Origin of the sequence: Streptomyces sp. PsTaAH-137, assembly GCF_003259365.1 — a bacterium.
Taxonomy (GTDB): Bacteria; Actinomycetota; Actinomycetes; order Streptomycetales; family Streptomycetaceae; genus Streptomyces.
The window spans coordinates 592,554-616,162 of sequence record NZ_QLLY01000001.1; the positions used below are offsets into that span (position 1 = coordinate 592,554).

At 72.3% G+C, this 23,609-nt stretch carries 19 protein-coding genes; 14 read left to right on the forward strand and 5 right to left on the reverse strand.

Annotated features, from left to right (window positions below; genetic code table 11):
- Position 1 precedes the first annotated feature (1 nt).
- The 4 genes from K377_RS02535 (at position 2) to K377_RS02550 (ending at position 7,989) form a co-directional block, all read left to right on the forward strand.
- Positions 2–2,398, forward strand: coding sequence for a beta-L-arabinofuranosidase domain-containing protein (locus K377_RS02535; protein ID WP_111661398.1), 2,397 nt, complete (start codon positions 2–4; stop codon positions 2,396–2,398).
- A gap of 62 nt (positions 2,399–2,460) precedes the next feature.
- Entirely contained in the window at positions 2,461–4,827 is a 2,367-nt protein-coding gene (locus K377_RS02540) for a GH92 family glycosyl hydrolase (RefSeq protein WP_237551867.1), read from the forward strand.
- Between the two features lie 192 nt (positions 4,828–5,019).
- Positions 5,020–6,426 (forward strand): wax ester/triacylglycerol synthase family O-acyltransferase, encoded by a 1,407-nt coding sequence (locus tag K377_RS02545; protein WP_111661399.1) that lies wholly within the window; start codon positions 5,020–5,022, stop codon positions 6,424–6,426.
- Positions 6,427–6,489: 63 nt separating this feature from the next.
- Entirely contained in the window at positions 6,490–7,989 is a 1,500-nt protein-coding gene (locus K377_RS02550; protein WP_111661400.1) for an SDR family NAD(P)-dependent oxidoreductase, read from the forward strand.
- Here the strand turns inward: K377_RS02550 and K377_RS02555 are convergent.
- Both K377_RS02555 and K377_RS02560 read right to left on the reverse strand, forming a co-directional pair.
- Positions 7,968–8,789 (reverse strand): SDR family oxidoreductase, encoded by an 822-nt coding sequence (locus K377_RS02555; RefSeq protein ID WP_111661401.1) that lies wholly within the window; start codon positions 8,787–8,789, stop codon positions 7,968–7,970. The two genes, K377_RS02550 and K377_RS02555, sit on opposite strands and share 22 nt — an antisense overlap.
- A 92-nt stretch (positions 8,790–8,881) precedes the next feature.
- Positions 8,882–9,460, reverse strand: coding sequence for an HD domain-containing protein (locus K377_RS02560; RefSeq protein ID WP_111661402.1), 579 nt, complete (start codon positions 9,458–9,460; stop codon positions 8,882–8,884).
- Positions 9,461–9,629: 169 nt separating this feature from the next.
- Between K377_RS02560 and K377_RS02565 the strand changes: the two genes are divergently transcribed.
- From K377_RS02565 to K377_RS02605, 9 genes are all read left to right on the forward strand, one after another.
- A complete protein-coding gene (locus K377_RS02565) occupies positions 9,630–9,986 on the forward strand; it encodes a hypothetical protein (protein ID WP_111661403.1) in 357 nt (118 codons plus the stop codon).
- A gap of 58 nt (positions 9,987–10,044) precedes the next feature.
- Complete coding sequence (locus K377_RS02570) at positions 10,045–10,782, forward strand: DsbA family protein (RefSeq protein ID WP_111661404.1); 738 nt, start codon at positions 10,045–10,047, stop codon at positions 10,780–10,782.
- Positions 10,779–11,663 carry a cytochrome c biogenesis CcdA family protein gene (locus tag K377_RS02575; protein WP_111661405.1) on the forward strand — a complete coding sequence of 295 codons (885 nt, stop codon included), beginning with the start codon at positions 10,779–10,781 and terminating at the stop codon, positions 11,661–11,663. Before K377_RS02570 ends, K377_RS02575 begins: the two co-directional genes overlap by 4 nt.
- 87 nt (positions 11,664–11,750) lie before the next feature.
- The gene (locus K377_RS02580; protein WP_111661406.1) at positions 11,751–12,530 is read left to right on the forward strand and encodes a DUF4142 domain-containing protein; all 780 of its coding nucleotides are present in this window, start codon (positions 11,751–11,753) and stop codon (positions 12,528–12,530) included.
- 355 nt (positions 12,531–12,885) lie between these two features.
- On the forward strand, positions 12,886–13,059 hold the full coding sequence (locus K377_RS02585) for a hypothetical protein (RefSeq protein ID WP_111661407.1): 174 nt from the start codon (positions 12,886–12,888) through the stop codon (positions 13,057–13,059).
- 216 nt (positions 13,060–13,275) lie between these two features.
- Positions 13,276–15,162, forward strand: a complete 1,887-nt coding sequence (locus tag K377_RS02590; protein ID WP_111661408.1) for a family 20 glycosylhydrolase — start codon at positions 13,276–13,278, stop codon at positions 15,160–15,162.
- A 26-nt stretch (positions 15,163–15,188) separates the two neighbouring features.
- Positions 15,189–16,739 (forward strand): alpha-L-fucosidase, encoded by a 1,551-nt coding sequence (locus K377_RS02595; RefSeq protein ID WP_111661409.1) that lies wholly within the window; start codon positions 15,189–15,191, stop codon positions 16,737–16,739.
- A 121-nt stretch (positions 16,740–16,860) separates the two neighbouring features.
- Positions 16,861–17,847, forward strand: a complete 987-nt coding sequence (locus tag K377_RS02600; RefSeq protein ID WP_237551868.1) for a formylglycine-generating enzyme family protein — start codon at positions 16,861–16,863, stop codon at positions 17,845–17,847.
- Complete coding sequence (locus tag K377_RS02605) at positions 17,840–18,358, forward strand: hypothetical protein (protein WP_111661628.1); 519 nt, start codon at positions 17,840–17,842, stop codon at positions 18,356–18,358. The genes K377_RS02600 and K377_RS02605 overlap by 8 nt, the downstream gene beginning before the upstream one ends.
- Here K377_RS02605 and K377_RS02610 read toward each other — a convergent pair.
- Together K377_RS02610 and K377_RS02615 are read right to left on the reverse strand one after the other, a co-directional pair.
- Positions 18,340–19,986, reverse strand: a complete 1,647-nt coding sequence (locus K377_RS02610; protein WP_111661410.1) for an amidohydrolase — start codon at positions 19,984–19,986, stop codon at positions 18,340–18,342. The two genes, K377_RS02605 and K377_RS02610, sit on opposite strands and share 19 nt — an antisense overlap.
- A 77-nt stretch (positions 19,987–20,063) precedes the next feature.
- Positions 20,064–21,545 carry an APC family permease gene (locus K377_RS02615; protein ID WP_111661411.1) on the reverse strand — a complete coding sequence of 494 codons (1,482 nt, stop codon included), beginning with the start codon at positions 21,543–21,545 and terminating at the stop codon, positions 20,064–20,066.
- Positions 21,546–21,681: 136 nt separating this feature from the next.
- Here K377_RS02615 and K377_RS02620 point away from each other — a divergent pair, with 136 nt between their 5' ends.
- The gene (locus tag K377_RS02620; protein ID WP_258394956.1) at positions 21,682–22,380 is read left to right on the forward strand and encodes a TetR/AcrR family transcriptional regulator; all 699 of its coding nucleotides are present in this window, start codon (positions 21,682–21,684) and stop codon (positions 22,378–22,380) included.
- A 318-nt stretch (positions 22,381–22,698) separates the two neighbouring features.
- On the opposite strand, the gene K377_RS02625 is transcribed toward K377_RS02620, so the two are convergent.
- The gene (locus K377_RS02625) at positions 22,699–23,397 is read right to left on the reverse strand and encodes a FadR/GntR family transcriptional regulator (RefSeq protein ID WP_111661630.1); all 699 of its coding nucleotides are present in this window, start codon (positions 23,395–23,397) and stop codon (positions 22,699–22,701) included.
- Positions 23,398–23,609: the final 212 nt, after the last annotated feature.

Consider the following 23,609-nt stretch of genomic DNA (forward strand, 5'->3'; position numbering starts at 1 on the left):
CATGACAGTGACACGACGCGGCGTGCTGCAAGCCGCGACGGTGGTCTCCGCGGCCACCGCGTTCGGCCTGCCGGCCGTCACCGCACGCGCGGCGGCGGGCGCCCCGGCCGCCGACGCCTTCACCCGCCTTCCCGTCGGCAGCATCACCGCGAAAGGCTGGCTCGCCGAGCAGCTGAGGATCCAGCTCGCCGGACTCTGCGGCCGCTACGCCGAGACGTCCCACTTCCTCGTCATGGACACCTGCGGCTGGGTCCACCCCGAACTCGGCGGATGGGAAGAACTCCCTTACTGGCTGCGGGGATACGTCCCGCTCGCGATCGCCACCCGGGACGCCGACGCGCTCGCCGCCTGCAAGCGCTGGATCGACGCGATCCTCGCCACCCAGGAGGCGGACGGCTTCTTCGGCCCGCGCGCCCTGCGCACCTCCCTGAACGGCGGCCCCGACTTCTGGCCGTTCCTGCCCCTGCTCATGGCATTGCGCACCTACCAGGAGTACACGCACGACGAACGCATCGTGCCGTTCCTGACCCGCTTCCTCACCTTCATGGAAGCGCAGGGCAAGGGCGCCTTCGACTCCAGCTGGGTCTCCGTGCGCTGGGGCGACGGCATCGACACCGCGCGCTGGCTGTACGAGCGCACGGGCGACGCCTTCCTGAAGAGCCTGGTCGACAAGATGCACCGCTACGGCGCCGACTGGACCGGCGACCTGCCCACCCCGCACAACGTGAACATCGCCCAGGGCTTCAGGGAGCCCGCCCAGTACGCCCAGTGGGCGGACGGCGACACCGACGCCCTGACGCGGGCCACCTACCGCACGTACGACCAAGTCCTGCACGAATACGGGCAGTTCCCCGGCGGCGGCATCGCCGGCGACGAGAACGTCAGGCCCGGCTTCGGCGACCCGCGGCAGGGCTTCGAGACCTGCGGCATCGTCGAGTTCATGGCCAGCCACGAGCTGCTCACCCGCATCACCGGCGACCCGGTGTGGGCCGACCGCTGCGAGGACCTGGCCTTCAACATGCTGCCCGCCTCCCTCGACCCGCAGGGCAAGGGCATCCACTACGTCACCAGCGCCAACAGCGTCGACCTCGACAACTCCCGCAAGACGGACGGGCAGTTCCAGAACGGCTTCGCCATGCAGTCGTTCCAGCCGGGCGTCGACCAGTACCGGTGCTGCCCGCACAACTACGGCATGGGCTGGCCGTACTTCACCGAGGAGCTGTGGCTCGCGACGCCGGACGGCGGACTCGCCGCCGCGCTGTACGCCCCGAGCGAGGTGCGGACGCGGATCGGGGACGCCACCGTGACCGTACGGGAAGAGACGGACTACCCGTTCGACGAGACCGTCACGCTGACCCTGAGCACCGACAAGCCCGTCGCGTTCCCGCTCCGGCTGCGGGTCCCGGGCTGGTGCGACAAGCCCCGCCTCGCCGTCAACGGCCGCACGGTACAGGCGGGTTCCGGCCCTTCCTTCGCCGAGGTCAGCCGTACCTGGAAGAACGGCGACCGCGTCACCCTCCGCCTGCCCCAGCGCATCACCCTGCGTACCTGGAGCGGCAATCACGACAGCGTCAGCGTCGATCACGGGCCGCTCACCTACTCGCTGAAGATCGCCGAGAAGTACGTCCGCACCGGCGGCACCGACACGTTCCCGGAGTACGACGTGCACGCCGCGTCCGCGTGGAACTACGGCCTCGTACCGGGAAGTTCACCGCAACTGCGGCGCCGCTCAGGGCCGCTCCCCGCCAACCCGTTCACCCTGGACGGCACCCCGCTCACCCTCGCGGCCACGGCGCGGCGCCTGCCGGAGTGGATCGCGGACGACGAGCACGTGGTCGCGCCGCTCCAGGCCGGCCCCGCGCGCAGCCGGGCGGCCGTCGAGACCGTGACGCTGGTGCCGATGGGCGCGGCCCGGCTCCGGATCACGTCCTTCCCGACGGCGGCCCCGGACGGACACCCGTGGACCCCCGAGCCGCCGTACCGCCGCATCCAGAACAAGCACAGCGGCAAGGTCCTCGCCGTCGACTCCATGTCCACCGCGAACGACGCGCGGGTCGTCCAGTTCGACAACTCCGGCACCGGCGACCATGCCTGGCAACTGCTCGACGCGGGGGAGGGGCGACTGCGTATCCGCAACGGCCAGAGCGGGAAGTACCTGGCTGTGGAGGGCGGTTCGACCGCCGACAGCGCGCGGGTCGTCCAGTTCGACGATTCCGGCGACGGGCGCCCCGACCTGCTGTGGACCCGAGTCGACCAGGGTGACGGCTGGTTCCTGCTGCGCAACGAGCACAGCGGCAAGGTCCTCGGCGTCGACGGGATGTCCACCAACAACAGCGCACAAGTGGTGCAGTTCACCGACAACGGGACGGAGGACCATCTGTGGCGCCTGACGTCTTGACGGGCCACCGACACCGACGAAGAATGACCGCGCTTGCTGACAACGTTGTCGAGAGGCCTGGTATGAGAAGCCGTACGACGAGAACGCGCACGACCGGGCCGAGGGCCCGCCGCGCCCTGGGAGCGCTCGGCGCGGCCGTGCTCCTGGGCACCGGCCTGGCCGCTCCGGCGGCGCAGGCCGCGACCGCCGACGCCGGGCAACTGACCGATCTGGTCAACCCGTTCATCGGAACCGAGAACGAGGGCAACACCTACCCGGGCGCCGCCGTGCCGTTCGGCATGGTGCAGTTCTCGCCGGACACCGGGCACAACACGGGGTACGACTACTCGGAGAACCACATCCGCGGTTTCTCCACCGTGCACCTCTCGGGCGTCGGCTGCGGCCTCGGCGGCGACCTGCCCGTCCTGCCGACGACCGGCGACATCACGTCGACCGACTACGCGAAGTACGCCGCCGAGTTCAGCCACGACGACGAGAAGGCGTCGCCCGGCTACTACAAGGTGGGCCTGAAGACCGGCATCGAGGCCGAGTTGAGCGCCACGAAGCGGACCGGCGTGCAGCGCTACACCTTCCCCGGCACCGACAAGGCCAACGTCCTCGTCAACGCCGGGCAGTCGCTCCACAAGACCGGGCACACCAAGGTCGAGATCCTCGACAACCGCACCGTGCGCACCGCCATCACCGGCAGCGGCTTCTGCCAGGACACCAAGCAGTACACCGTGTACACGATCACCCGCTTCGACCGGCCGTTCACGGCGTCCGGCACGTGGAAGGGCGACACCGTCACGGCGGGCTCGAAGACCTCGGAGGCGGACGCCGACCGCAACGGCGCCTACGTCCGCTTCGACACCGGCAAGGACCGCACCGTCGAGGCGACCACCGCGATCTCCTACGTCGACGCGAAGGGCGCCGCGCTCAACCTCAGTACCGAGGGCGGCCGTTCCTTCGACCAGGTGCGCGGCGCCGCGCAGGCGGCCTGGGAGGACCGGCTGGACGACGTCCGCGCGCAGGGCGGCACCGACACGCAGCGCCGCACCTTCTACTCGTCCCTCTACCGGTCCTTCCTCGCCCCGAACATCGGCAGCGACGCCGACGGCCGCTACACCGGCTGGGACCAGAAGATCCACCGGGCCCGGGACTTCACCTACTACCAGAACTGGTCCCTGTGGGACACCTACCGCACCCAGGCCCAGCTCCTGTCGCTGCTCGCGCCGCGCGAGTCGCGGGACATGGCGCTGTCCGTCGTCCAGATCGACAAGGACAGCGGCTGGCTGCCCAAGTGGGGCTACGGCACCGTCGAGACGAACATCATGACCGGCGACCCGGTCACCCCGTTCCTCACCAACGCGTTTGAGCAGGGGCTGCTCAAGGGCCACGAGGAGGACGCGTACCGCGCGCTGAAGAAGAACGCCGACGGGGTGCCGCCGGCCGACTCCGCGCCGGTGGGCCGCGAGGCGAACAAGGAGTACCTCGCCGACGGCTTCGCCCCGTACATCAAGGACCGCGCGCACGTGAAGCCGGGCGACTCCGACTACGACCACGGCGCATCGGCCACCCTGGAGTACGCCCTCGCCGACGCGATGCTCGGCCGCATGGCCCGCAAGCTCGGCCACACGGACGACGCGCGGCGGTACGCCGAGCGGGCCCAGAACTACCGCAAGATCTTCGACGGCTCGACCGGCTTCTTCCGGGCCCGTGACGCGGCCGGGAACTTCACCGGACCGGCGGATCCCGCCCAGAGCGAGGGCTTCCACGAGGGCACCAGCTGGCAGTACCAGTGGCTCGTCCCGCAGGACCTGCCCGGCATGGTCTCGCTGATCGGCGGGACGGACGCGGCGAACCAGCGCCTCGACTCGTTCTTCGCCTACGACCAGCTGCTCGCCGACCCCGCGAAGACCGCCCGCGAGGTGTGGGTCAACGGGCCGTACGACTACTACAACGCCGACAAGTACAACCCGCAGAACGAGCCCGACCTGATCGCGCCGTACACGTACCTGTCGACCGGGCAGCCCTGGAAGACCACCGACGTCGTGCACGGCGCCCTCACCCTGTTCACCGACGAGCCGACCGGCATGACCGGCAACGACGACCTCGGCACCATGTCCGCCTGGAACGTGCTCTCCTCCATCGGGATCTTCCCGGTGCAGCCGGGCACCGACACCTGGGGCCTGTCGACCCCCGTCTTCGACCGGGTCGACCTCACCCTCGACCGGCGCTACTACCCGAAGGGCAGGCTGACCGTCCGGGCGCAGGGCACCTCGGACACCGACCGCTACATCCAGTCGGCCCGGGTCGGCGGCGCCACCTACGGCAAGACGTACCTGACCACCGCGGACCTGCGCGGCACGAGCGAGCTGTCGTTCACCGTCGGCCCGCGCCCGTCGTCGTGGGGGACCGGCGCCGACGCGGCACCGCCCGTCGTGAAGTGACGCACCGCACGCTTCCCTGACAGAGCACAGACGTCACACGAGACCCGCCATGCGCAGCCGTACGCGCGCGTGGCGGGTCTTAATCTGCTGTTAACTGTGCGTGCCTAGATCGTACTTGACCGTAATCGACTGTGGGTTGTTGACTTCGTCTCCTCGTTCCCCGTTCCCCCGTCGTCGACGCGAGAGCACTCCATGACTGCGAAGAGCCCGGACCTGCTCGCCCCCCTCGACCTAGCCTTCTGGAACATCGAAACCGCCGAGCACCCCATGCACCTCGGTGCGCTGGGGGTGTTCGAGGCCGACGCGCCGGGCGCCGCCCAGCACGCCTGGGAACTGCTCGCCGCCCGCGCGCCCGCCGTGCCCGGCCTGCGCATGCGGATCGCCGGGGTGCTCGTCCCGGTGGGCGGCGCGGCCCGGGTGCCCGTCGCCGACTTCGACCCGCTGGACCATGTGCGGATCACCGGCCCGGTGACCGACTTCCACGCCGCCGCGGGCGCCCTCATGGAGCGCCCCCTCGACCGCCGCAGGCCGCCCTGGGAGGCGCACGTCCTGCCCGCGGCGGACGGCCGCTCCTTCGCCGTGCTGTTCAAGTTCCACCACGCCCTGGCCGACGGACTGCGCGCCCTCACCCTCGCCGCCGCCGTCATGGACCCGGTCGACCTGCCCGCCGCCCGCGCGCCCAAGCCGGAGCCCACGCCCCGCCGCGGCCTGCGCCTGCCGTTCCCCGGCCTGCGCGACATCACGCTCGGCGACCTCGACCCGCGCCGCTATCCGGCCCACGTCCGCGCCGTGACCGGCGCCACCGCGCAGGCCGTCTCGATCGGCGCCTCCGTGGCACGGGCCACCTGGGGCGTGCGGACCTCGCCCGCGCTGGCCGCCGAGCCCACCGGCACCCGCCGCACGGCGGGCGTCGTCCTCGACCTCGACGACGTGCACCGCATCCGCAAGACCGAGGGCGGCACCGTCAACGACGTCCTGATCGCGGTCGTCGCCGGAGCCGTCCGGCGCTGGCTCGACGAGCGCGGCGACGGCAGCGAGGGCGTCGAGCCGCGTGCCCTGATCCCCGTCTCGCGCCGCCGCCCGCGCACCGCCCACCCGCAGGGCAACCGGCTCTCCGGCTACCTCGTGCGACTGCCCGTCGCCGAGCGCGACCCCATGGAGCGCCTGCGGACGGTCCGCGCCGCGATGGACCGGCACAAGGACCGGGGCCCGCACCGCGGCGCAGGTGCCGTCGCCCTGCTCGCCGACCATGTACCGCCGCTCGGCCACCGGCTCGGCGGCTCGCTCGTCGGCCGGGGCGCCCGCCTGCTCTTCGACCTCATGGTCACCAGCGTCCCGCTGCCCAGCCTCGGCCTGACCCTCGGCGGCTGCCCGCTCACCGAGGTCTTCCCGCTGGCCCCGCTCGCCCAGGGCCAGTCCCTCGCCGTCGCCGTCTCGACGTACCGGGGGCGCGTGCACTACGGGCTCGTCGCCGACGCCGAGGCCGTGCCGGACCTCGACCTGCTGGCCCGCGCGATCACCGCCGAGGTCGCCGCGCTGACGGCGGCCTGCGCACCGGCCGAGGGCACGGGTTTGGAGACACCCGGCACCGCTACGTAAAATTCGCCGTTCAGCAGCGTGCGCGGTTCGCGCGCCACGCGCGGACTTCAGGAAGCAGCGGCGATGACGGTGACAGAGAACCATGAGGCCCCGGAGGCCGAGGACGAGATCGCGTACGGTCCCGGCATCGACCCCGAGCGTCTCGCCGTCTGCCTCTCGGTCCTGGCGGAGCTCGACACGATCGACGTCGACCACCCCGACGCGATCACGGTCCGGCGGGCCACCGCCGGCATCTACCGGACCGTGAAGCAGCGCCGCCGCCAGGACCGCCGCGCCGCCAAGACCGCCCACGACAAGGCCGTCACCGAGGCGACCGCGACCGGCTCCGCGCAGCGCATCGACGACGAGACCGAGGGCATCCTGCCCTCCTCCGTCACCGAGGCGGGCCGGATCGCGGGGATACTCCAGCGCCCGCGCTCCTGCTACACCTGCAAGACCCGGTACGTGGAAGTCGACTACTTCTACCACCAGCTCTGCGCCGACTGCGCCCGCCTGAACCGCGAGAAGCGCGACGTCCGCGCCGACCTGTCCGGCAAGCGCGCGCTGCTCACCGGCGGCCGCGCCAAGATCGGCATGTACATCGCGCTGCGGCTGCTGCGCGACGGCGCGCACACCACCATCACGACCCGCTTCCCGAAGGACGCCATCCGCCGCTTCACGGCGATGGAGGACTCGGGAGACTGGATCCACCGCCTGGAGGTCGTCGGCATCGACCTGCGCGACCCGGCGCAGGCCGTCTCGCTGGCCGACCGGGTCGCCGAGGCGGGCCCGCTCGACATCCTGATCAACAACGCGACGCAGACCGTGCGCAGGCTCCCGTCCGCGTACGCGGCCCTGGTCGACGGCGAGAGCGCGCCGCTGCCCGCCGGTGAGCTGCCGCCCTACTCCGTCATCGGCGCCTTCAACTCGGGCGCCGTCGACGGCATCGCCGCGCTGCCGCTCGGCACCAGCGGCATCGCCGCGCAGAAGGTCGCCGACCTCGCGCTCGTCGCGGGCAACGCCAGCGTGGCCCGGCACCTCGACGGCACCGCCATCGACGCCGGTGGCCTCGTCCCCGACGTCGTCGACAGCAACACCTGGGTGCAGAGCATCGAGCAGATCTCCCCGGTGGAGCTCCTCGAGACCCAGCTGTGCAACTACACGGCGCCGTTCATCCTCATCAGCAAGCTGCGCGCCTCCATGGCCGAGGCCGCGAAGAACGCCGGGAGCGGCCGCGCCTACGTCGTCAACGTCTCGGCGATGGAAGGCGTCTTCGGCCGCGGCTACAAGGGCGCGGGCCACCCGAACACCAACGCGGCCAAGGCCGCGATGAACATGGTGACGCGCACCAGCGCCCAGGAGATGTTCCAGACCGACGGCATCCTCATGACCTCCGTCGACACCGGCTGGATCACCGACGAGCGCCCGCACTTCGACAAGCTGCGCCTCGCCGAGGAGGGCTTCCACGCCCCGCTCGACCTGGTCGACGGCGCCGCCCGCGTCTACGACCCGGTGGTGCGCGGCGAGGCCGGCGACGACGTGTACGGCGTCTTCCTCAAGGACTACGCGCCCGGGAAGTGGTGACGCAGCTGCCGCTGCACGGCATGCGCGTCCCCGGCCGGTGAGGCCGCCCGGACGCGCGTGCCGCCGTCCACCAGCAGATCGGCCCCGGTGATCCACGCGGCCTCGTCGGAGACGAGCCAGCGCACGGCACGCGCCACGTCGTCCGGTTCGCCGATCCGGCCCGCGGGCAGCCCCGCCGCGATCGATTCCTCCGCCCGCTCCCACACGAAGCGGGCCGTCTCGGTGCGGACCAGACCGGGGGAGACGGAGTTCACCCGCACCGACGGGCCCAGTTCGCCCGCCAGTTGTGCGGTCAGGTGGAGCAGCGCCGCCTTGCTCGTGCTGTACGCGCCCACGTGCGGGCCGACGTGCGTGGCGCCCTCGGTGCACACATTGACCACGGCGCCGCCGTGCTCGCGCATCCAGGCCCGCCACGCGCACTGCACCAGACGCAGCGGCGCCTCGACGTTGACGGTGAAGGCCGTGCGCCACGCGTCCGGGTCGGCGTCCATGAGCGGACCGTAGGGCTGGTTCGTCGCCGCGTTGTTCACCACGATGTCGACGCTCCCGAACGCCGCCACGGTCCGCTCCGTCACCTCCCACAGATGGGCGGGGTCGGCGACCGTGCCCGCTGCGCCGATGGCGTCCGCGCCCTGCGCGCGCAGCGCCGCGACCGTGTCCCCGACGCCTTCGGCATCGCGAGCGGTGACACACAACTGCGCGCCCGCGCGGGCGAGTTCCTCGGCGATCGCCCGGCCGATGCCGCGCGAGGCGCCGGTCACGACGGCGGCCCGGCCTGCCAGGGAGCGCTGCGACGTCATGCGCGTACGGTCTCACGGCCGACGGCGACATGACGATCCGTCAGGCGTGCGGTGGTCGTGGATGGTTGGTGGGAATTCCGTGGGGCTGCCCGTCAGCGGGTGCGCAGCGGCGCGGGCTCCCGCCGGTGCTGCTCCGCCACCAGGTCCAGCAGCGGCTGCCAGTCCTCCATCACGCCCGCGTCCAGGCCGACCACCTTGCCCGCGTCGTCCGCCTGGCGCAGTTCCACCGCGTCCGCCCCGTGCGGATCCGCCTCGAACGCCGCCACCTCGGCCGGTGTCATCGGGCCGCCCTGCGCCGCCATCGTCAGCGCGCTCTGCGGCGACAGCGCGCGCGACGGCTCGACCGCCGCCAGATACCGCTTGGCCGGGACATGAAGGCGTATCAGGTGCGCGACCCGGGCGCCGAGCAGTTCGCGCACCGCCTCCGCGGCGGTCTCCGCGTGGCCCGCGTCGTCACCGGGGCGCAGCAGATGGCCCAGGTCGTGGACCAGGCCCGCCACCTGCAACTCCTTGTCGCTGGGGTGCGAGCGGCGCAGCAGCGCCGCCGTCTGGAGGGCGTGGTCGTGCAGATCGACGGGATCGCCGCTGCGGTCGGGGGTGTCCCACGCACCCCGGCAGGCGCGCAGCGCGGCCATCAACTCGTCGACGGTGCGCAGAACGACCCGGTCCATGGACGACTCCTCCCGCAGATCTTCCGAGGTCTGTCCGGAAGCAGACCATGCGGACCTGACCGACCGGTCAACGGGACGTTAACGCCCGCGCACGGTCCGGAGCGGCGCGGCCGCGCGGGCGGCGTGCGCCGATGACGGCGGACCGGTGCCCATGGGGCAGAATTGCCGCGTGCCCCGTCTCGCCGTCCCCGCGCTCCTGGTGACCCTCCTGGTCGCCGTGCTGGGCTGCGCGCAGGGCACCGCCGTCGAGTCGGCGGCGTACGCGCCGGTGGCAGCGGCGGCGGTCGACCGGGCCGTCCCCAGCAGCCCGGGCTGCGCCCCCGAACAGCAGCACGCGCCCGACAGCCGCCAGGGCGTGCCCTCGCGCGGCACGGCCGCGCACGAACTGCTCGCCCCGCTCGCGCACGACCACGGGTGCGGTGCGACGGTTGTCCTCGAAGGCAGCGCGCCCACCGTCCCCGCGGGCCGCGGCCCGCCCCCGCACGACCCGCCGTCACCCGTCGAACTCTCCGTCCTGCGCGTGTAGCGGACACGGCCCCCACCGTCTCCGCTCCCAACCCCCTTCACGCAAGGACGACTTCGCCATGCCGAAAAGCCCCACCCGTCCCGCCTCCTCCAAGGCCCGCCCCCTCGCCCTCGTCGCAGCCGTCGCGGTGGCCGCCGGCCTGCTCGGCACGGTCTCGTACACCGCGACCCGCCCCGAACCCCGCACGGACGTCTCCCGGCAGGAGACCGCTGCGGGACAGCAGCCGGACCCCGCCACGGCCCGGCTCGCGAAGCTCGCCCGGCGCGACACCGACGACCGGCTCGCGCGGGGCAGGACCGACGCGCCCGTCGTCCTCATCGAGTACGCCGACTTCAAGTGCGGCTACTGCGGCAAGTTCGCCCGCGACACCGAACCCGGCCTCGTGAAGAAGTACGTCGACGCGGGCACCCTGCGCGTCGAATGGCGCAACTTCCCGATCTTCGGAGCCGAGTCCGAGGCCGCCGCGCGCGCCGCCTGGGCGGCCGGACAGCAGGGCCGCTTCTGGGAGTTCCACCGCGCCGCCTACGCCGAGGGCGCCAAGGAGAAGGGCTTCGGCGCCGACCGGCTCGACGCGCTCGCCCGCGAGGCGGGCGTGAACGACCTCGACCGGTTCCGCACCGACCGCGACGGCGCGGCGGCCCGCGCGGCCGTGCAGAAGGACCAGGCCGAGGCCTACGCGCTGGGCGCCACCTCGACCCCGTCCTTCCTCGTCAACGGGCAGCCCATCGCCGGGGCCCAGCCCGACGCCGCGTTCGAGCAGGCCATCGAGACGGCGAAGGCGCAGGCCGCCCGGTGAGCGACATCGGCTACCTCGCCGCCTTCCTCGGCGGACTGCTCGCCCTGCTCAGCCCGTGCAGCGCGCTGCTGCTGCCCGCCTTCTTCGCCTACTCCATCGACAGCCCCACCCGCCTCGTCGCCCGCACCGGCATCTTCTATCTCGGGCTCGCCACCACGCTCGTACCGCTGGGGGCCGCGGGCTCCTACGCGGGACGGTTCTTCTACGGCAACCGGGACCTGCTCGTCTCGGCCGGCGGCTGGCTGATCATCGCGCTCGGGGTGCTCCAGATCGCCGGGCGCGGTTTCGCCTCGCGCCGGATGAGCGAACTGTCCGGCCGCATCCGGCCGACCGGCGCCCTGTCCACGTACGCGCTCGGCGCCGTCTACGGCCTCGCCGGATTCTGCGCGGGCCCGATCCTCGGCAGCGTCCTGACGGTGGCCGCGCTCGGCGGGCACCCGGTGTACGGCGGACTGCTGCTCGCCGTCTACGCGCTCGGCATGGCGGTACCGCTGTTCCTGCTCGCACTGCTGTGGCAGCGCTGGGACCTGGGCCGACGGCGCCTGCTGCGCGGGCGGCCGGTCCGGCTCGGCCGCTTCGAGACGCACAGCACCACCCTCGCCTCGGGCCTGTTCTTCATCGCCCTCGGCACCCTCTTCCTCGTCTTCGACGGGACGACCGCGCTGCCCGGACTGCTCGACGTGGACGGCTCGTTCGCCGCCGAGCAGTGGGCCCGCGAGGTCGGCGCCCGTGTCCCCGACGGGGTGCTGCTCGCGGGCGTCGTGGCCCTGGTGGGGGTCGTCCTCGTCGTACGGGCGTGGGGGCGGGGCCGGCCGACGGCAGCCGTACCCGACGAGAACCCCGTGGACCCCGTGAACCCCGCGAACTCAGCGGGAAACTGAACACGAGGTCCGTCCCGCGCGTATCTTCCCGTGTCACCATCCGGCTCGCCGTCCGGGCGAGCCGGATCCGGTCTCCGGGAGGCTTGCTTGCGTCGCGTCAACGGCACCGCCCTCATCCTCGCCGCCCTGGTCGCCACCGTCGGTGCCCTGGCGTTCCCGATCTGGTCGTACGCCAGCCGGTCGGGAACCGGGCAGGCGAACCTGAACGCCGCGACCGTGGCCACCCAGTGGGGCCCGCTGTCGGCGAGCGACCGGGACTTCGTCGTGCGCGTCAGACTCGCCGGGCTGTGGGAGATCCCGGCGGGCCAACAGGCCATGGAGCGCGCGCCGACGAAGGCGATCAGGGACGCGGGCGACCATCTCGTCGTCGGCCACACCGACCTCGACCAGCGGGTGCGCTCCGTGGCCGCGAAGCTGGGCGTGGAGCTTCCCAACCAGCCCAACGCGCAGCAGCAGGGCTGGCTGAACGAGCTGACGGCGGCGAGCGGCAAGGACTATGAGCGGAAGTTCGCCAATCTGCTGCGGGACGCGCACGGAAAGGTCTTCGCGCTGCTGGCGCAGATCCGCCACACGACCCGTAACTCACTGGTGCGGGAACTGGCCACCGATGCCAACCAGACCGTTCTCGACCACATCACCATGCTGGAGAACACCGGTGACGTGGACTTCGACGCGATCGCCAACGAGGCGGCGAACGGCGCGAGTGCCAGCCCGACCGGCCCGCCCCCGCCGAACGGGCAGGCGCCGGACACGCCGGAACCCGCCCTGCCCACCGGCTCCCCGGACGCGACCTCGCGCCCGTCGGCGGAGTCGACCGCGGACGAGGGCCGCACGATCAACACCGACCGCCCCGCCCCCACCTCCTGACCCGTGCGTTCCGGGCCGAAGGGCGGCCGGAGTCAAATTCGGTCGCGCGGGAACGGACCGGCATGGCTGAATGAACACCTGGCGGCCCCCGAGGGGACGACAGATTCCAGCCCCATCGAGCGGACCCCCGCTCATTTGGTTAGTCTGTAGCCGGACGGTTACCGCACGTGGGTCCCACCCGTACCCATGGTTCCGTCCGGGGAGAGGCCGGTCACCACGGCCGATCCCACCAGCGCAACCGGCGCCACCGCGCCCGAACTGGCCCTCTACTCACACCCGATCGGGCGTCCGGTGTCCTGCGAGACGCTGGGCCGGTACCGCCGGAGCGGGTTACCCGACACACAAGGAGTGCGCGGTGACACCAGAGCAGACGAATCGCGAACAACGCCCGAAGGATCGCACGGAGCGCGCCGGCCGCAGGCCGGAGAAGCTCGGCAGCCTGGATGTCTGGGCCCGCTCGGCGCCCATTCGGCTGGCCGGCTACGAGGACGACCTCGCCGAGCCGCACATCCTGCCCAGCGTCGACTGAACTTCGGGGTAGCGCCGCCCTGAGCCCGTCGCCCGCACTCCTCGATGACGAGGGGTGCGGGCGCACGGGTTTCCGGGGCGTTCCCGTGCCATGCGGTTCCGGGCTATTCATCGGAGGGCTTACGAGGGTCCCCCAGGAGGGCCCCCACGAATGTCCAAGTAGTCAGGGACTCTGATCCCTTGACACGTTCATGCAGAGCTTGAAGCATCCGATGTCATGACCGAATCGAGTGCGCTCAACCCGTTGCGGCGGCGCGGACACCGGCTCGTCGGGGCCGTCGCGGCGCTGCTGCTGCTCGTCGCGCCCGCCCCGCTGGCCCGGGCCGCCGACCAGCCGGCCGAGGCCCCCGCCACCGTGCCCGCCCTCGCCGACTGGACGCCGGGGGAGGGGACTTACACCTTCGCGGACGGCAGCCGTCTCGTCGCCTCCGATGCCGCGTCCCGGCGTGTGGCCCACACCCTCGCCGACGATCTGCGGGCCTCGGGCCACGGCGCCGTGCCGGTGGTCGGCGGCCCCTCCCGCACCGGTGACATCGTTGTCGACATCGCGTCCGGCGAGCGGGACCGGCTGGGCGGTGAGGGCTACGAGCTGACCGCCGGGACGCGGCTGCGGATCACGGGCGCCGCCGAGACCGGCGCCTTCTACGGCACCCGCACCCTCCTCCAGCTCCTCGCCCAAGGGGACCGGATCCCCGCGGGACACACCGTCGACGTGCCGCGCTACCGGGAGCGCGGCGTCGGCGTCTGCGCCTGCTGCGTGCACATCTCCACCGACTGGCTGGAGAACCTGGTCCGCGACATGGCGTACCACAAGCTCAACCAGCTCCTCCTCGAACTCAAGGTGAAGAGCGACGCCCACCCCGAGGCCAACTCCTGGGGCTACTACACCAGGAGCGAGATCCGCCGGCTCGTCGCGCTCGGCGAGAAGTACCACGTGACGATCGTCCCGGAGATCAACTCGCCCGGACACATCGACCCGTGGATCGAGAGCCGCCCCGACCTGCAACTCGTCGACGCGGACGGCCAGGCGCAGCCCTCGCGGCTCGACATCACCGCGCCCGAGGCGTTCGACTACTACACGAGCCTCATCGACGAGTACAGCGAAGTGTTCCCGGCCAAGTGGTGGCACATGGGCGCCGACGAATACATGCTGGGCTCCGACTTCGCCAAGTACCCGCACGTCCTGGAGTACGCGCGGGCGAAGTACGGGCAGGACGCGACGCCCCAGGACGCCTTCATCGACTTCGTCAACCGGGTCGAGGCGTACGCGGCGAGCAAGGGCAAGCGGCTGCGCATCTGGAACGACGGGCTGACCGGCGACAACACTGTGCCCGTCACGCCCGGTACGACGGTCGAGCACTGGCTCGGGGTGAAGGTGAAGCCCAGCCGGCTCATCGCCCAGGGCTACCCCGTGATGAACGCCGCCTACTCCCTCTACCTCGTCCGCGGCGGCTTCCACAGCGACACGGAGAAGCTGTACGACGAGCAGTGGGACCCGCGCAGCTTCGAGGGCGAGAAGCTCACCTCCAGCAAGGGCGTCACCGGCGCCAAGATCAGCCTGTGGCCGGACTACGCCGCCGCCGAGACCGAGAACCAGGTCGCGGAGACGACTGAGCTGCCCCTCGCGCACATCGCCCAGGCCACCTGGGGCGCACCGCACCCCGACGCCACCTACGCCGCCTTCACCGCGCGGGCCGGAGCCGTCACCCACGCCCCCGGACGGCGCGACCTCACCCGCGTACCGGTCGCCGACGGCGCCTACACGTTCACCGACACCCGGCACCGCGCCGGGGTCCGGGACCTGAAGGTCACCCGCACCGCCGACGGCTACGTCACCCTGACCGACGCGGCCGGCGCCTGCCTGGAGACGCGCAGCGGCAAGCTCACCCACAACCTGCCGCTCGAAGCGGGCTCCGCCGTCACCCGGGAGACCTGCGACGCCGAGAACACCCTCCAGCGCTGGCGGCTCACCACGACCTCCGGCGGCTACCGGCTCACCAACGCCCTCACCCAGATGCCCGTCCATGTCACGGCGGACGGCTCGCTCGTCCAGTACCCGGCCGATCAACAGACACCGGCCGTCTGGAAGTTGACCCGCTCCTGACCCGACCGAAAGGACCCTCGAGGCCCATGGCTCACAGCAGACGGCACTTCCTCCTCGCCGCCACCTCCACGGCGGTCGTCGCCACCACCGGCCTGCCCGCGACCGCCGCACCGGCCGCCGCCGAACCCCGTTTCCGGATCCCCGTCGGCCCCGACGACACCCCCGCGGAACTCATCGCCAAGGCCGCGCGCGTGCGGCCGACCGAGCGTCAAGTCGCCTGGCAGGCACTGGAGAAGACCGCCTTCCTCCACTTCGGCGTCAACACCTTCACCGGCCTCGAATGGGGCACCGGCGACGAGGACCCGGACGTCTTCCGGCCCACCGGCCTCGACACCGACCAGTGGGCGCGCGCCCTGCGCGACGGCGGGTTCAAGCTCGCCATTCTCACCGTCAAGCACCACGACGGCTTCGTCCTCTACCCCTCGCGGTACACCAAACACAGTGTACTGAGCAGCAGTTGGCGCGACGGGCAGGGCGACGTCCTGCGCTCCTTCGCCGACTCGATGCGCGCGCACGGCATCAAGGTCGGCGTCTACATCTCGCCCGCCGACGAGAACCAGTACCTCGACGGCGTCTACGCCAACGGCAGCGCCCGCACCACCCGCACGATCCCCACCCTCGTCGACGGCGACGACCGCACTGGCCATGACCTGCCCGCGTACGATCTCGACGCCACCGACTACGGCGCCCACATGCTCAACCAGCTCTACGAGGTCCTCACCGAGTACGGACCGGTCGACGAGGTGTGGTTCGACGGCGCGCAGGGCCGCATCCCGCCGGACAAGGTCGAGACGTACGACTGGGACAGCTGGTACGCCCTCGTGCGCGCCCTCGCCCCGGACGCGTCCATCGCCGTGTCCGGGCCCGACGTCCGCTGGGTCGGCAACGAGGACGGCATGGCCCGCGAGAACGAGTGGAGCGTCATCGCCGTCAAGGAGAGCGGCAACGGCAGGTACGACCGTGTCCTGCCGTACGACTCCGCCGACGAGGGCAGCCGCGACGCCCTGCTGACGGCCCAGCCGGACGCCGCCGCGCTCCAGTGGTGGCCGGCCGAGTGCGATGTGTCGATCCGGCCCGGCTGGTTCTACCACGCCGACCAACAGCCCAAGTCCGTCGACGAGTTGACCGACATCTGGTACCGGTCCGTGGGGCGCGGCGCCGTGCTGCTGCTCAACGTCCCGCCGGACACCGACGGGCTGCTGCCCGCCGCCGACGTCGCCCGCCTCAAGGAGTTCCGGGAGCGCACCGACCGGGAGCTGCCCGAGGACCTGGCGCGCGGCGCCCGGGTCACGGCCGGGCGGGACGGCGGCCGCACCGTCGATCTCGGCGCGCCGCGCGCGGTCGACCGGATCCGGATCGCCGAGGACATCCGGCACGGCCAGCAGATCGAGCACTTCGTGGTCGAGGCGTGGGCCGACGGCGCCTGGACCACCGCCGCCGAACTCGGCACCGTCGGCGCGGCCCGCATCATCGCGCTGCCCGCCCCGGTCACGGCCCGCCGCTGGCGGCTGCGGGTGCCGCAGGCCCGGTCGACGGTGCACCTCAAGGAGTTCGGTCTGTACAGGTCACGGGCGTGAGAAGGCGGCGGGGCCCGGGTGCGGGTCCCGCCCCTCGGCCGCCCTGTTCCGGTGCCGGGGCGGCGTGCGAGGATCGGCGGCAGGCGAACACGAACATCTGTGCCTGTACCGGGAGAGAGCTTTGAGCGCGCACGACCCTTCTGCGACCCGCGACGGAGACAAGACCGGGGCCCGCGCGTGCTGCGCCGCACCGCGCGGCGCCGCGGCCCCCGCGCAGGCGCTGCCGACCCTGACGGTCCCGGCCCGCGCCAAGGCCCCGGGCAAGGGCATGGTCACGCTCCCCGGCGGCACCTTCCGGATGGGCAACGAGGACGAGCACGCCAACCCCGGCGACGGCGAGGGACCGGTCCGCGAGGTCACCGTCTCCGCGTTCCGCATCGACGAACACGCCGTCACCAACGCCCAGTTCGCCACCTTCGTCAAGGAGACCGGATACGTCACGGCCGCCGAGCGGTTCGGCTGGTCGTACGTGTTCGCGGGCTTCCTCACCCCCCAGCAGGTGCGCGCCACCCCGGCACCGGCCGCGACGCCCTGGTGGCGCGGCGTCGAAGGCGCCACCTGGCGCGCGCCCGAGGGACCGGGCACCGGCATCGGGGACCGGACCCGGCACCCCGTCGTCCACATCAGCTGGGACGACGCGCACGCCTACGCCCAGTGGGCGGGCAAGCGGCTGCCCACCGAGGCCGAGTGGGAGTACGCGGCCCGCGGCGGCCTCGACCGGGCCCGCTACCCGTGGGGCGACGAGCTGACCCCGCGCGGCCGCTGGCGCTGCAACATCTGGCAGGGCGACTTCCCCCGGGTGAACACCGGCGACGACGGCCACCTCGGCACCGCCCCCGTCGACGCCTACCGCCCCAACGCCTACGGCCTGCACAACATGGTGGGCAACGTATGGGAATGGGTGGCCGACCGCTTCACGGCCACCCACACCGCGACCCCGGCAACCGACCCGCGAGGCCCCGAGGAGGGCGAGAACCGGGTGATGCGCGGCGGCTCGTACATGTGCCACGACTCCTACTGCAACCGCTACCGCGTGGCGGCCCGCACCAGCAACACCCCGGACTCCAGCAGCGGGAACTGCGGGTTCCGGTGTGCCGCCGATGTCTGACCCGCGATGGACGGAGCTGCCCGCCTCCGTCCGCGACGCGACCGACGCGCACGTCCTGGCCGACGCCCTCTTGCCCGCGGCACTCGTCCTCGTAAGGCACGGCCTGAACCTGCGCGACGCCCAGCTCACCGTGCACGAACGGTACGAACACCTGCGTGACCGGGTGGCACGGCGGCCCGAACCACCGCTCGGGGTGGACGAACTGGCGGCCCGTGCCGCGGACGCACCCGGGCCGGTCGTGCGGATCGCAGCGGAGTGGGACGGCGACACGGTGCACGACTGGTTCGTCGACCTGATCGCCGTCACGTCCACGGGACACCACTCCCTCACGACCGTCACATGGGGCGCGGCCCATCGGCGCCTGACGGAGGCCGAGGCGGGTTCGGCGCATCCGGTGGCCGTGCTCGCCGCGCGGCTCGGCAGCGAACTCGCCGCCCGGCTCGGGGTTCCGTTCCGCTTCGACAGCCCCGATGAACCGGGCGGCGCCGCGCCTCAGCCGAACACCCGCTGACCGCCCACGAAGGTCTGCTCCACGCGGGTCGTGCCGATCTCCTCGGGCGGGCCCGCGAACGGGTCGCGGTCGAGGACCACCAGGTCCGCCAGGAAGCCCTTCGCGATGGTGCCCGTCTCGTGGTCGAGGTGGTTCGCGTAGGCGCTGCCCGCCGTGTACGCGGTGAGCGCGTCCAGCAGGCCGATCCGCTCCTCGGGCAGGAAGACCGGGGTTCCGTCCGGCGCGTCCGGCGCCACCCGGTTCACCGCCACATGGATGCCCTGCAGCGGATCGGGGCTGCTCACCGGCCAGTCGCTGCCCGCCGCGAGCGTCGCCCCGGAGCGCAGCAGCGCGCCGAACGGGTACTGCCATCCCGCCCGCTCCGCGCCCAGGAACGGGATGGTCAGCTCGTCCATCTGCGGCTCGTGCGCCGCCCACAACGGCTGGAGGTTCGCCGTCGCGCCCAGTGCCCGGAACCGGCCGATGTCGTCCGGGTGCACCACCTGGAGATGGGCGAGATGCGGCCGGGTGTCGGTGCGGCCGTTGGCCCGGCGGGCCGCCTCCACCGCGTCCAGCGCCTCGCGCACGGCCCGGTCGCCGAGCGCGTGGAAGTGCACCTGGAAGCCGTGGGCGTCCAGCTCGGTGACGTACTTCTTGAGGTCCTCGGGCGGGACGAAGCTGATCCCGCTGTTGTCGGACACGCACCCGCAGCCGTCCAGGTACGGGCCGAGCAGCGCCGCCGTGCCGTTCTCGGCGACCCCGTCCTGCATGATCTTCACGGTCGTCGAGCGGAACCGGCCCCGGGTGCCCGCCGCGCGCCGGGCCAGCAGCTCCTCGATCTGCTCGGTGCCGCGCGCCCGGTCCCACCACAGCGCGCCGACCACCCGCGCGGTCAGGCTGCCGTCGTCGGCGCAGGCCAGATAGGCGTCGGTGGGGTCGGTGAGGTTGGCGTGGTCGCCGAGCAGGGCGTCCTGCCAGGCGGTCACGCCGAGGGAGTGCAGGAGCTCCTGGGCGCGCAGCAGCCCCGCGACGCGCTCCTCCCGGGTGACCGTCGGCACCAGCCGGCCGACGAGGTTCGCGGCCCCCTCCTGGAGCATGCCCGTCGGGGAGCCGTCCGGATTCCGCTCGATCCGCCCGTCGGACGGGTCGGGTGTACGGGCGTCGAGCCCGGCCCGCTCCAGAGCGAGGGAGTTGACCCAGGCGCCGTGATGATCACGGTTCACGAGGTAGACCGGCCGGTCGGCGACGACGGCGTCCAGCTCGGCCGCGGTCGGCAGCCCACCGGGGAACGCCTCCATCGCCCAGCCGCCCCCGGCGATCCACTCGGCGCCTGGATGCGCCTTCGCGTAGGCGGCGATCGTCTCCCGGTACTCGGAGAGCGTAGTCGCCCCGCTCAGATCGCACTGGCCCATCTCCAGACCGCCGCCGACCGGATGCGCGTGCGCGTCCTGGAAGCCCGGGATCAGCAGCCTGCCCGCCAGGTCGACGACCTCGGTGCGCGGGCCGATCAGCTCGCGCACCTCGTCGTGACCGACGGCCACGACGCGCTCGCCGCGCACGGCCACGGAGGTCGCCCGGGACCGGGCCGGCGCTCCGGTGTGGACCGGGCCGCCGGTGAGGACGAGATCGGCGGGGGTGGTGTCGGGCATGTGCTGCAACTCCTCGCTTCAGTAAGGGTGTTACGGGTCTCTACGGGTTTCTACAGTTGTCTACGGGTTCGGTCGGGTTACGGGGCTCCGGTGGTGGCCAGCGGGACGGCGTCGGCGTCGGTGCCCTGGCCCGTGACGAAGTAGGGCGAGCGGCGACGGTACTTGGCGACGGCCGCCATCACGAGCCCGGAGAGCAGGATCGCCGCGGGCACCGACAGCATGAACCAGCCGTTGGCCGGGCTGAGTTCGAAGTGGTCGCTCATCGTCGCGTAGTCACGGCCGAGGTACACGCCGATGCCCAGCAGCGCGATCCCGCTGAGTCCGGGCGCGACGACCGCGCGCAGCGCCTCACGCGGTGCGGTGCGCAGCATCCCGCGGAAGCGCACCGCGCACGCGAGCGCCGTGAGGCCGTAGTACAGGGCGACCACGAGACCGATGGAGTTCACGGCCGCCAAGATCATCTCGTTGAGCTTCGGGATGGCGAGCGCCAGCAGGGCCACGGCCGCCGAGATCGACGTGACGAGCACGGTGCCGATCGCGGGGGAGCCGTAGCGCGGGCTGACCTTCGTCCACACCTGCCCCATCGTGCGGTCCCGGCCCATGGCCAGCAGCCCGCGCGCCGTCGGGATGACGCTGGACTGGAGCGAGGCCACCGCCGAGAACAGCAGCGCGAGCAGCGGCAGGCTCGCCCACGGCTCGTCGGCGAGCTTCGCGCCGAGGTAGGTGAGCGCCTGCGGTCCCCGCTCCATCAGCTCGGACAGCGACATCTCGCGCTGGAAGGCCACGGACCCGTACAGGAACAGCGCCAGCATCGTGAACAGCGCGATGAACCCGCCGCGCCCCGCGTCCCGTACGTCGTTCGTCTCCTCGGTGACGCTGAACGCCGCGTCCCAGCCCCAGAAGAAGAACACCGCGAGGACCAGGCCCTGCGCGAAGCCGGTGCCGTCGTGAATGGCCAGCGGGTTCAGCCACGACCAGGAGAAGCCGTGCGAGCCGTGGACGAGCGCCCAGCCGCAGAAGCCGAGCAGCACCGCGTACTCGAAGACCAGCAGCCACGCCTGGAGCCGGGTCGCCTTGCGCACCCCGGTGACGGCCGTGACCGTCACCGCGGCCAGCACCAGCAGGCCGACGACGGTGGACAGCGCCGTCGAGTTCGGGTCGAGCCGCAGGCCGCCGACGGACTGCAGGTGGGCCTTGTTCGCGAACTGCAGGAACACCGAGCCGGTCACCGCGCTCGTGTACGCCATGAAGATCAGGGTGCCGACCAGGGTGACCCAGCCGGTGAGGAAGCCCAGCCACGGGCCGAGCGAGCGGCCGACCCACACGTAGCCGCTGCCCATGTTCCGCTCGACCCGGTTCAGCCGGGCGTACGCCGTCGCGATGCCGAGGATCGGGACGAACGCGACGAGCAGGATCGCCGGCGCCTGAAGGCCCACGGTCGCGGCGAGCGAGCCCATGCCGATGCCGATGCTCGTGGTGGCGGCCGTGCTGGAGGCCGCGATGGCGATGCCGTCGACGACACCGAGGGAACGACGCAGGCCTGGCGGTTCACTTCTCATGGACAGACTCCTGGGACCGGAGAACGGGAGGTGTGGGAGGAGGCTGCGATCAAACCGGCCTTGTCAACATTGCGTCAATGGTGTTGACATAAGAGTGCGGGGGTCGCGGACTCTCCGGGAGAAAGGGGTGCACACGGTGGCTGACGGGCGGATTCCCGCGGAGCGGCGACGCCGCAAGCCGACCAGGTCGGGGGTGCTGCTGTCCGAGGACGTGATCGTCGACTGCGCGCTCCGGCTCGTCGGGCAGCACGGGCCCGACGCGCTCAGCGTGCGGCGGCTCGGTGCCGCTCTGGGATGCGACCCGAGCGCGCTGTACCGGTACTTCCACAACACGGACGATCTGCTGCTGGCCGTCGCCGACCGGATCATCGGGGACGCCATGGCCGGGTTCGAGCCCGACAGCATGCCGTGGCGGGACGCGCTGCGGGAGATGGCGCTGCGGATCCATCGGGGGTACCGGGAGCAGCCTCGGGTCGCCGCGCTCGCGGCTTACCGGGTGACGCGGCGGGCGCACGAGTTCCGGGCCGTGGACGCCGGGATCGGGATTCTGCGGCGGGCCGGGTTCGGGGGCGCCGATGCCGTCCGGCACTATTCGGCGTTCGTGGACACCGTGCTGGGGCATGCCGCGCTCGACGCCGCGCATCTGGCGCTGCCGGTGGAGCGGCGGGAGGCCGATGACCGGGCGTGGGCCGGGGTGTACGCCGAACTGTCGGACGCCGGGCATCCGCATCTCGCGGCTGTACGCGGGGAGCTGCCGCTCATGGCCGGGAGCTCGTTCGAGACGGCGCTGGAGCTGGTACTGGCCGCGCTTGTTGCGGCGGCGCCAGGGGGGTAGGGGGTGCGTCGCCGGGTGCGGGTCGCGTCGTGGCTGGTCGCGCAGTTCCCCGCGCCCCTGAGATGCGCACTTCGTGCGCCATCTCATCACCAGAGGCGCGGCGGAGCCGCAGCCTCAAGGGGGAGGCGGCGCGCAGCGCCTGCCTCAGGGGCGCGGGGAACTGCGCGCCCAGCCACGACGGTGGCGCGCTCGAAGAACTGCCCAGGGGCGCGGGGAACTGCGCGGGAAGCGGCCACCGGGCTGCGGACGGCGAACGACCTAGGGGCGCGGGGAACTGCGCGACCGCCCCCACCGGGGCCGCAGATGATGGAGGAGCCCTCAGCCCAGCTGGCCCCGCAACCAGGCCTCCACCTCGCCCACGTGCGCCGCGGCAGCGGCCCGCGCGGCTTCCGGGTCGTGGGACACCAGCGCCCGGTGAATACGGGCGTGCTCCCGACGGGTCCGCTCGAAGGCGCCCTCCTCCTGATACCCCCGCCACACCCGCGCCCGGAACGTCCGCGACGACAACCCCTCCAGGATCGCCGCCATCGTGTCGTTCCCGGCGGCGGCCACGATGGCCCGGTGGAAGGCGAGGTCGTGGGAGAGGATCTCCTCCGGATCGTCGGTGGCCTCCATCGCCGCCAAGTGCTCCTCGACTTCGGCGAGTTGAGCCCGAGTGATGCGCGCCGCGGCCAGCGCGGTCGCCGTCGACTCCAGGATGCGCCGCACCTCCAGAAGCTCCACGAGCTGCGGCCCGCGTGACAGATCGGCGACGACCCCGAAGGTCTCCAGCAGGTCTCCGGCCTCCAGCTGGGTGACGTAGATGCCGGAACCGTGCCGCGCCTCAAGCACGCCGAGCACCGTCAGCGCCCGGATCGCCTCGCGCATCGACGAGCGCGAGATGCCCAGTTGCGCCGCGAGGTCGCGCTCGGTGGGCAGCCGTTGGCCCGGCTCCAGACGGCCGCCGCCGATCATCGCCTTGATCTGCTCGATCGCCCGCTCCGTGACGGTGCCCCGATGGGGCGCGGTCTGCTCCACGATGACGTCCTCCCGCACAGGATCCGTTGCCGGATGCCGCGCAGTCTAACCAGCCGAGTGGTCTGACCACTATCCAGGTGGTCGGACCTTTCCAGGTCTCAGGGGACTAAACACCGGGAAAATTCGCGACGAAGGGTGTTGGGCGAGCGAAGTGGTCTGATAAATCTCGGGGCGCGGCCGGTGCCTGGACGGGCAGGAACCGGTCCGTCCCC

Excerpts from the sequence above, each read along its gene's own strand:
- K377_RS02570 (WP_111661404.1), top strand. The coding sequence starts at position 10,045 with ATGCCGAAAAGCCCCACCCGTCCCGCCTCCTCCAAGGCCCGCCCCCTC.
- K377_RS02595 (WP_111661409.1), top strand. The coding sequence starts at position 15,189 with ATGGCTCACAGCAGACGGCACTTCCTCCTCGCCGCCACCTCCACGGCG.
- K377_RS02535 (WP_111661398.1), top strand. The coding sequence starts at position 2 with ATGACAGTGACACGACGCGGCGTGCTGCAAGCCGCGACGGTGGTCTCC.
- K377_RS02590 (WP_111661408.1), top strand. The coding sequence starts at position 13,276 with ATGACCGAATCGAGTGCGCTCAACCCGTTGCGGCGGCGCGGACACCGG.
- K377_RS02610 (WP_111661410.1), bottom strand. The coding sequence starts at position 19,986 with ATGCCCGACACCACCCCCGCCGATCTCGTCCTCACCGGCGGCCCGGTC.
- K377_RS02545 (WP_111661399.1), top strand. The coding sequence starts at position 5,020 with ATGACTGCGAAGAGCCCGGACCTGCTCGCCCCCCTCGACCTAGCCTTC.
- K377_RS02555 (WP_111661401.1), bottom strand. The coding sequence starts at position 8,789 with ATGACGTCGCAGCGCTCCCTGGCAGGCCGGGCCGCCGTCGTGACCGGC.
- K377_RS02615 (WP_111661411.1), bottom strand. The coding sequence starts at position 21,545 with ATGAGAAGTGAACCGCCAGGCCTGCGTCGTTCCCTCGGTGTCGTCGAC.
- K377_RS02550 (WP_111661400.1), top strand. The coding sequence starts at position 6,490 with ATGACGGTGACAGAGAACCATGAGGCCCCGGAGGCCGAGGACGAGATC.
- K377_RS02540 (WP_237551867.1), top strand. The coding sequence starts at position 2,461 with ATGAGAAGCCGTACGACGAGAACGCGCACGACCGGGCCGAGGGCCCGC.
- K377_RS02605 (WP_111661628.1), top strand. The coding sequence starts at position 17,840 with ATGTCTGACCCGCGATGGACGGAGCTGCCCGCCTCCGTCCGCGACGCG.
- K377_RS02560 (WP_111661402.1), bottom strand. The coding sequence starts at position 9,460 with ATGGACCGGGTCGTTCTGCGCACCGTCGACGAGTTGATGGCCGCGCTG.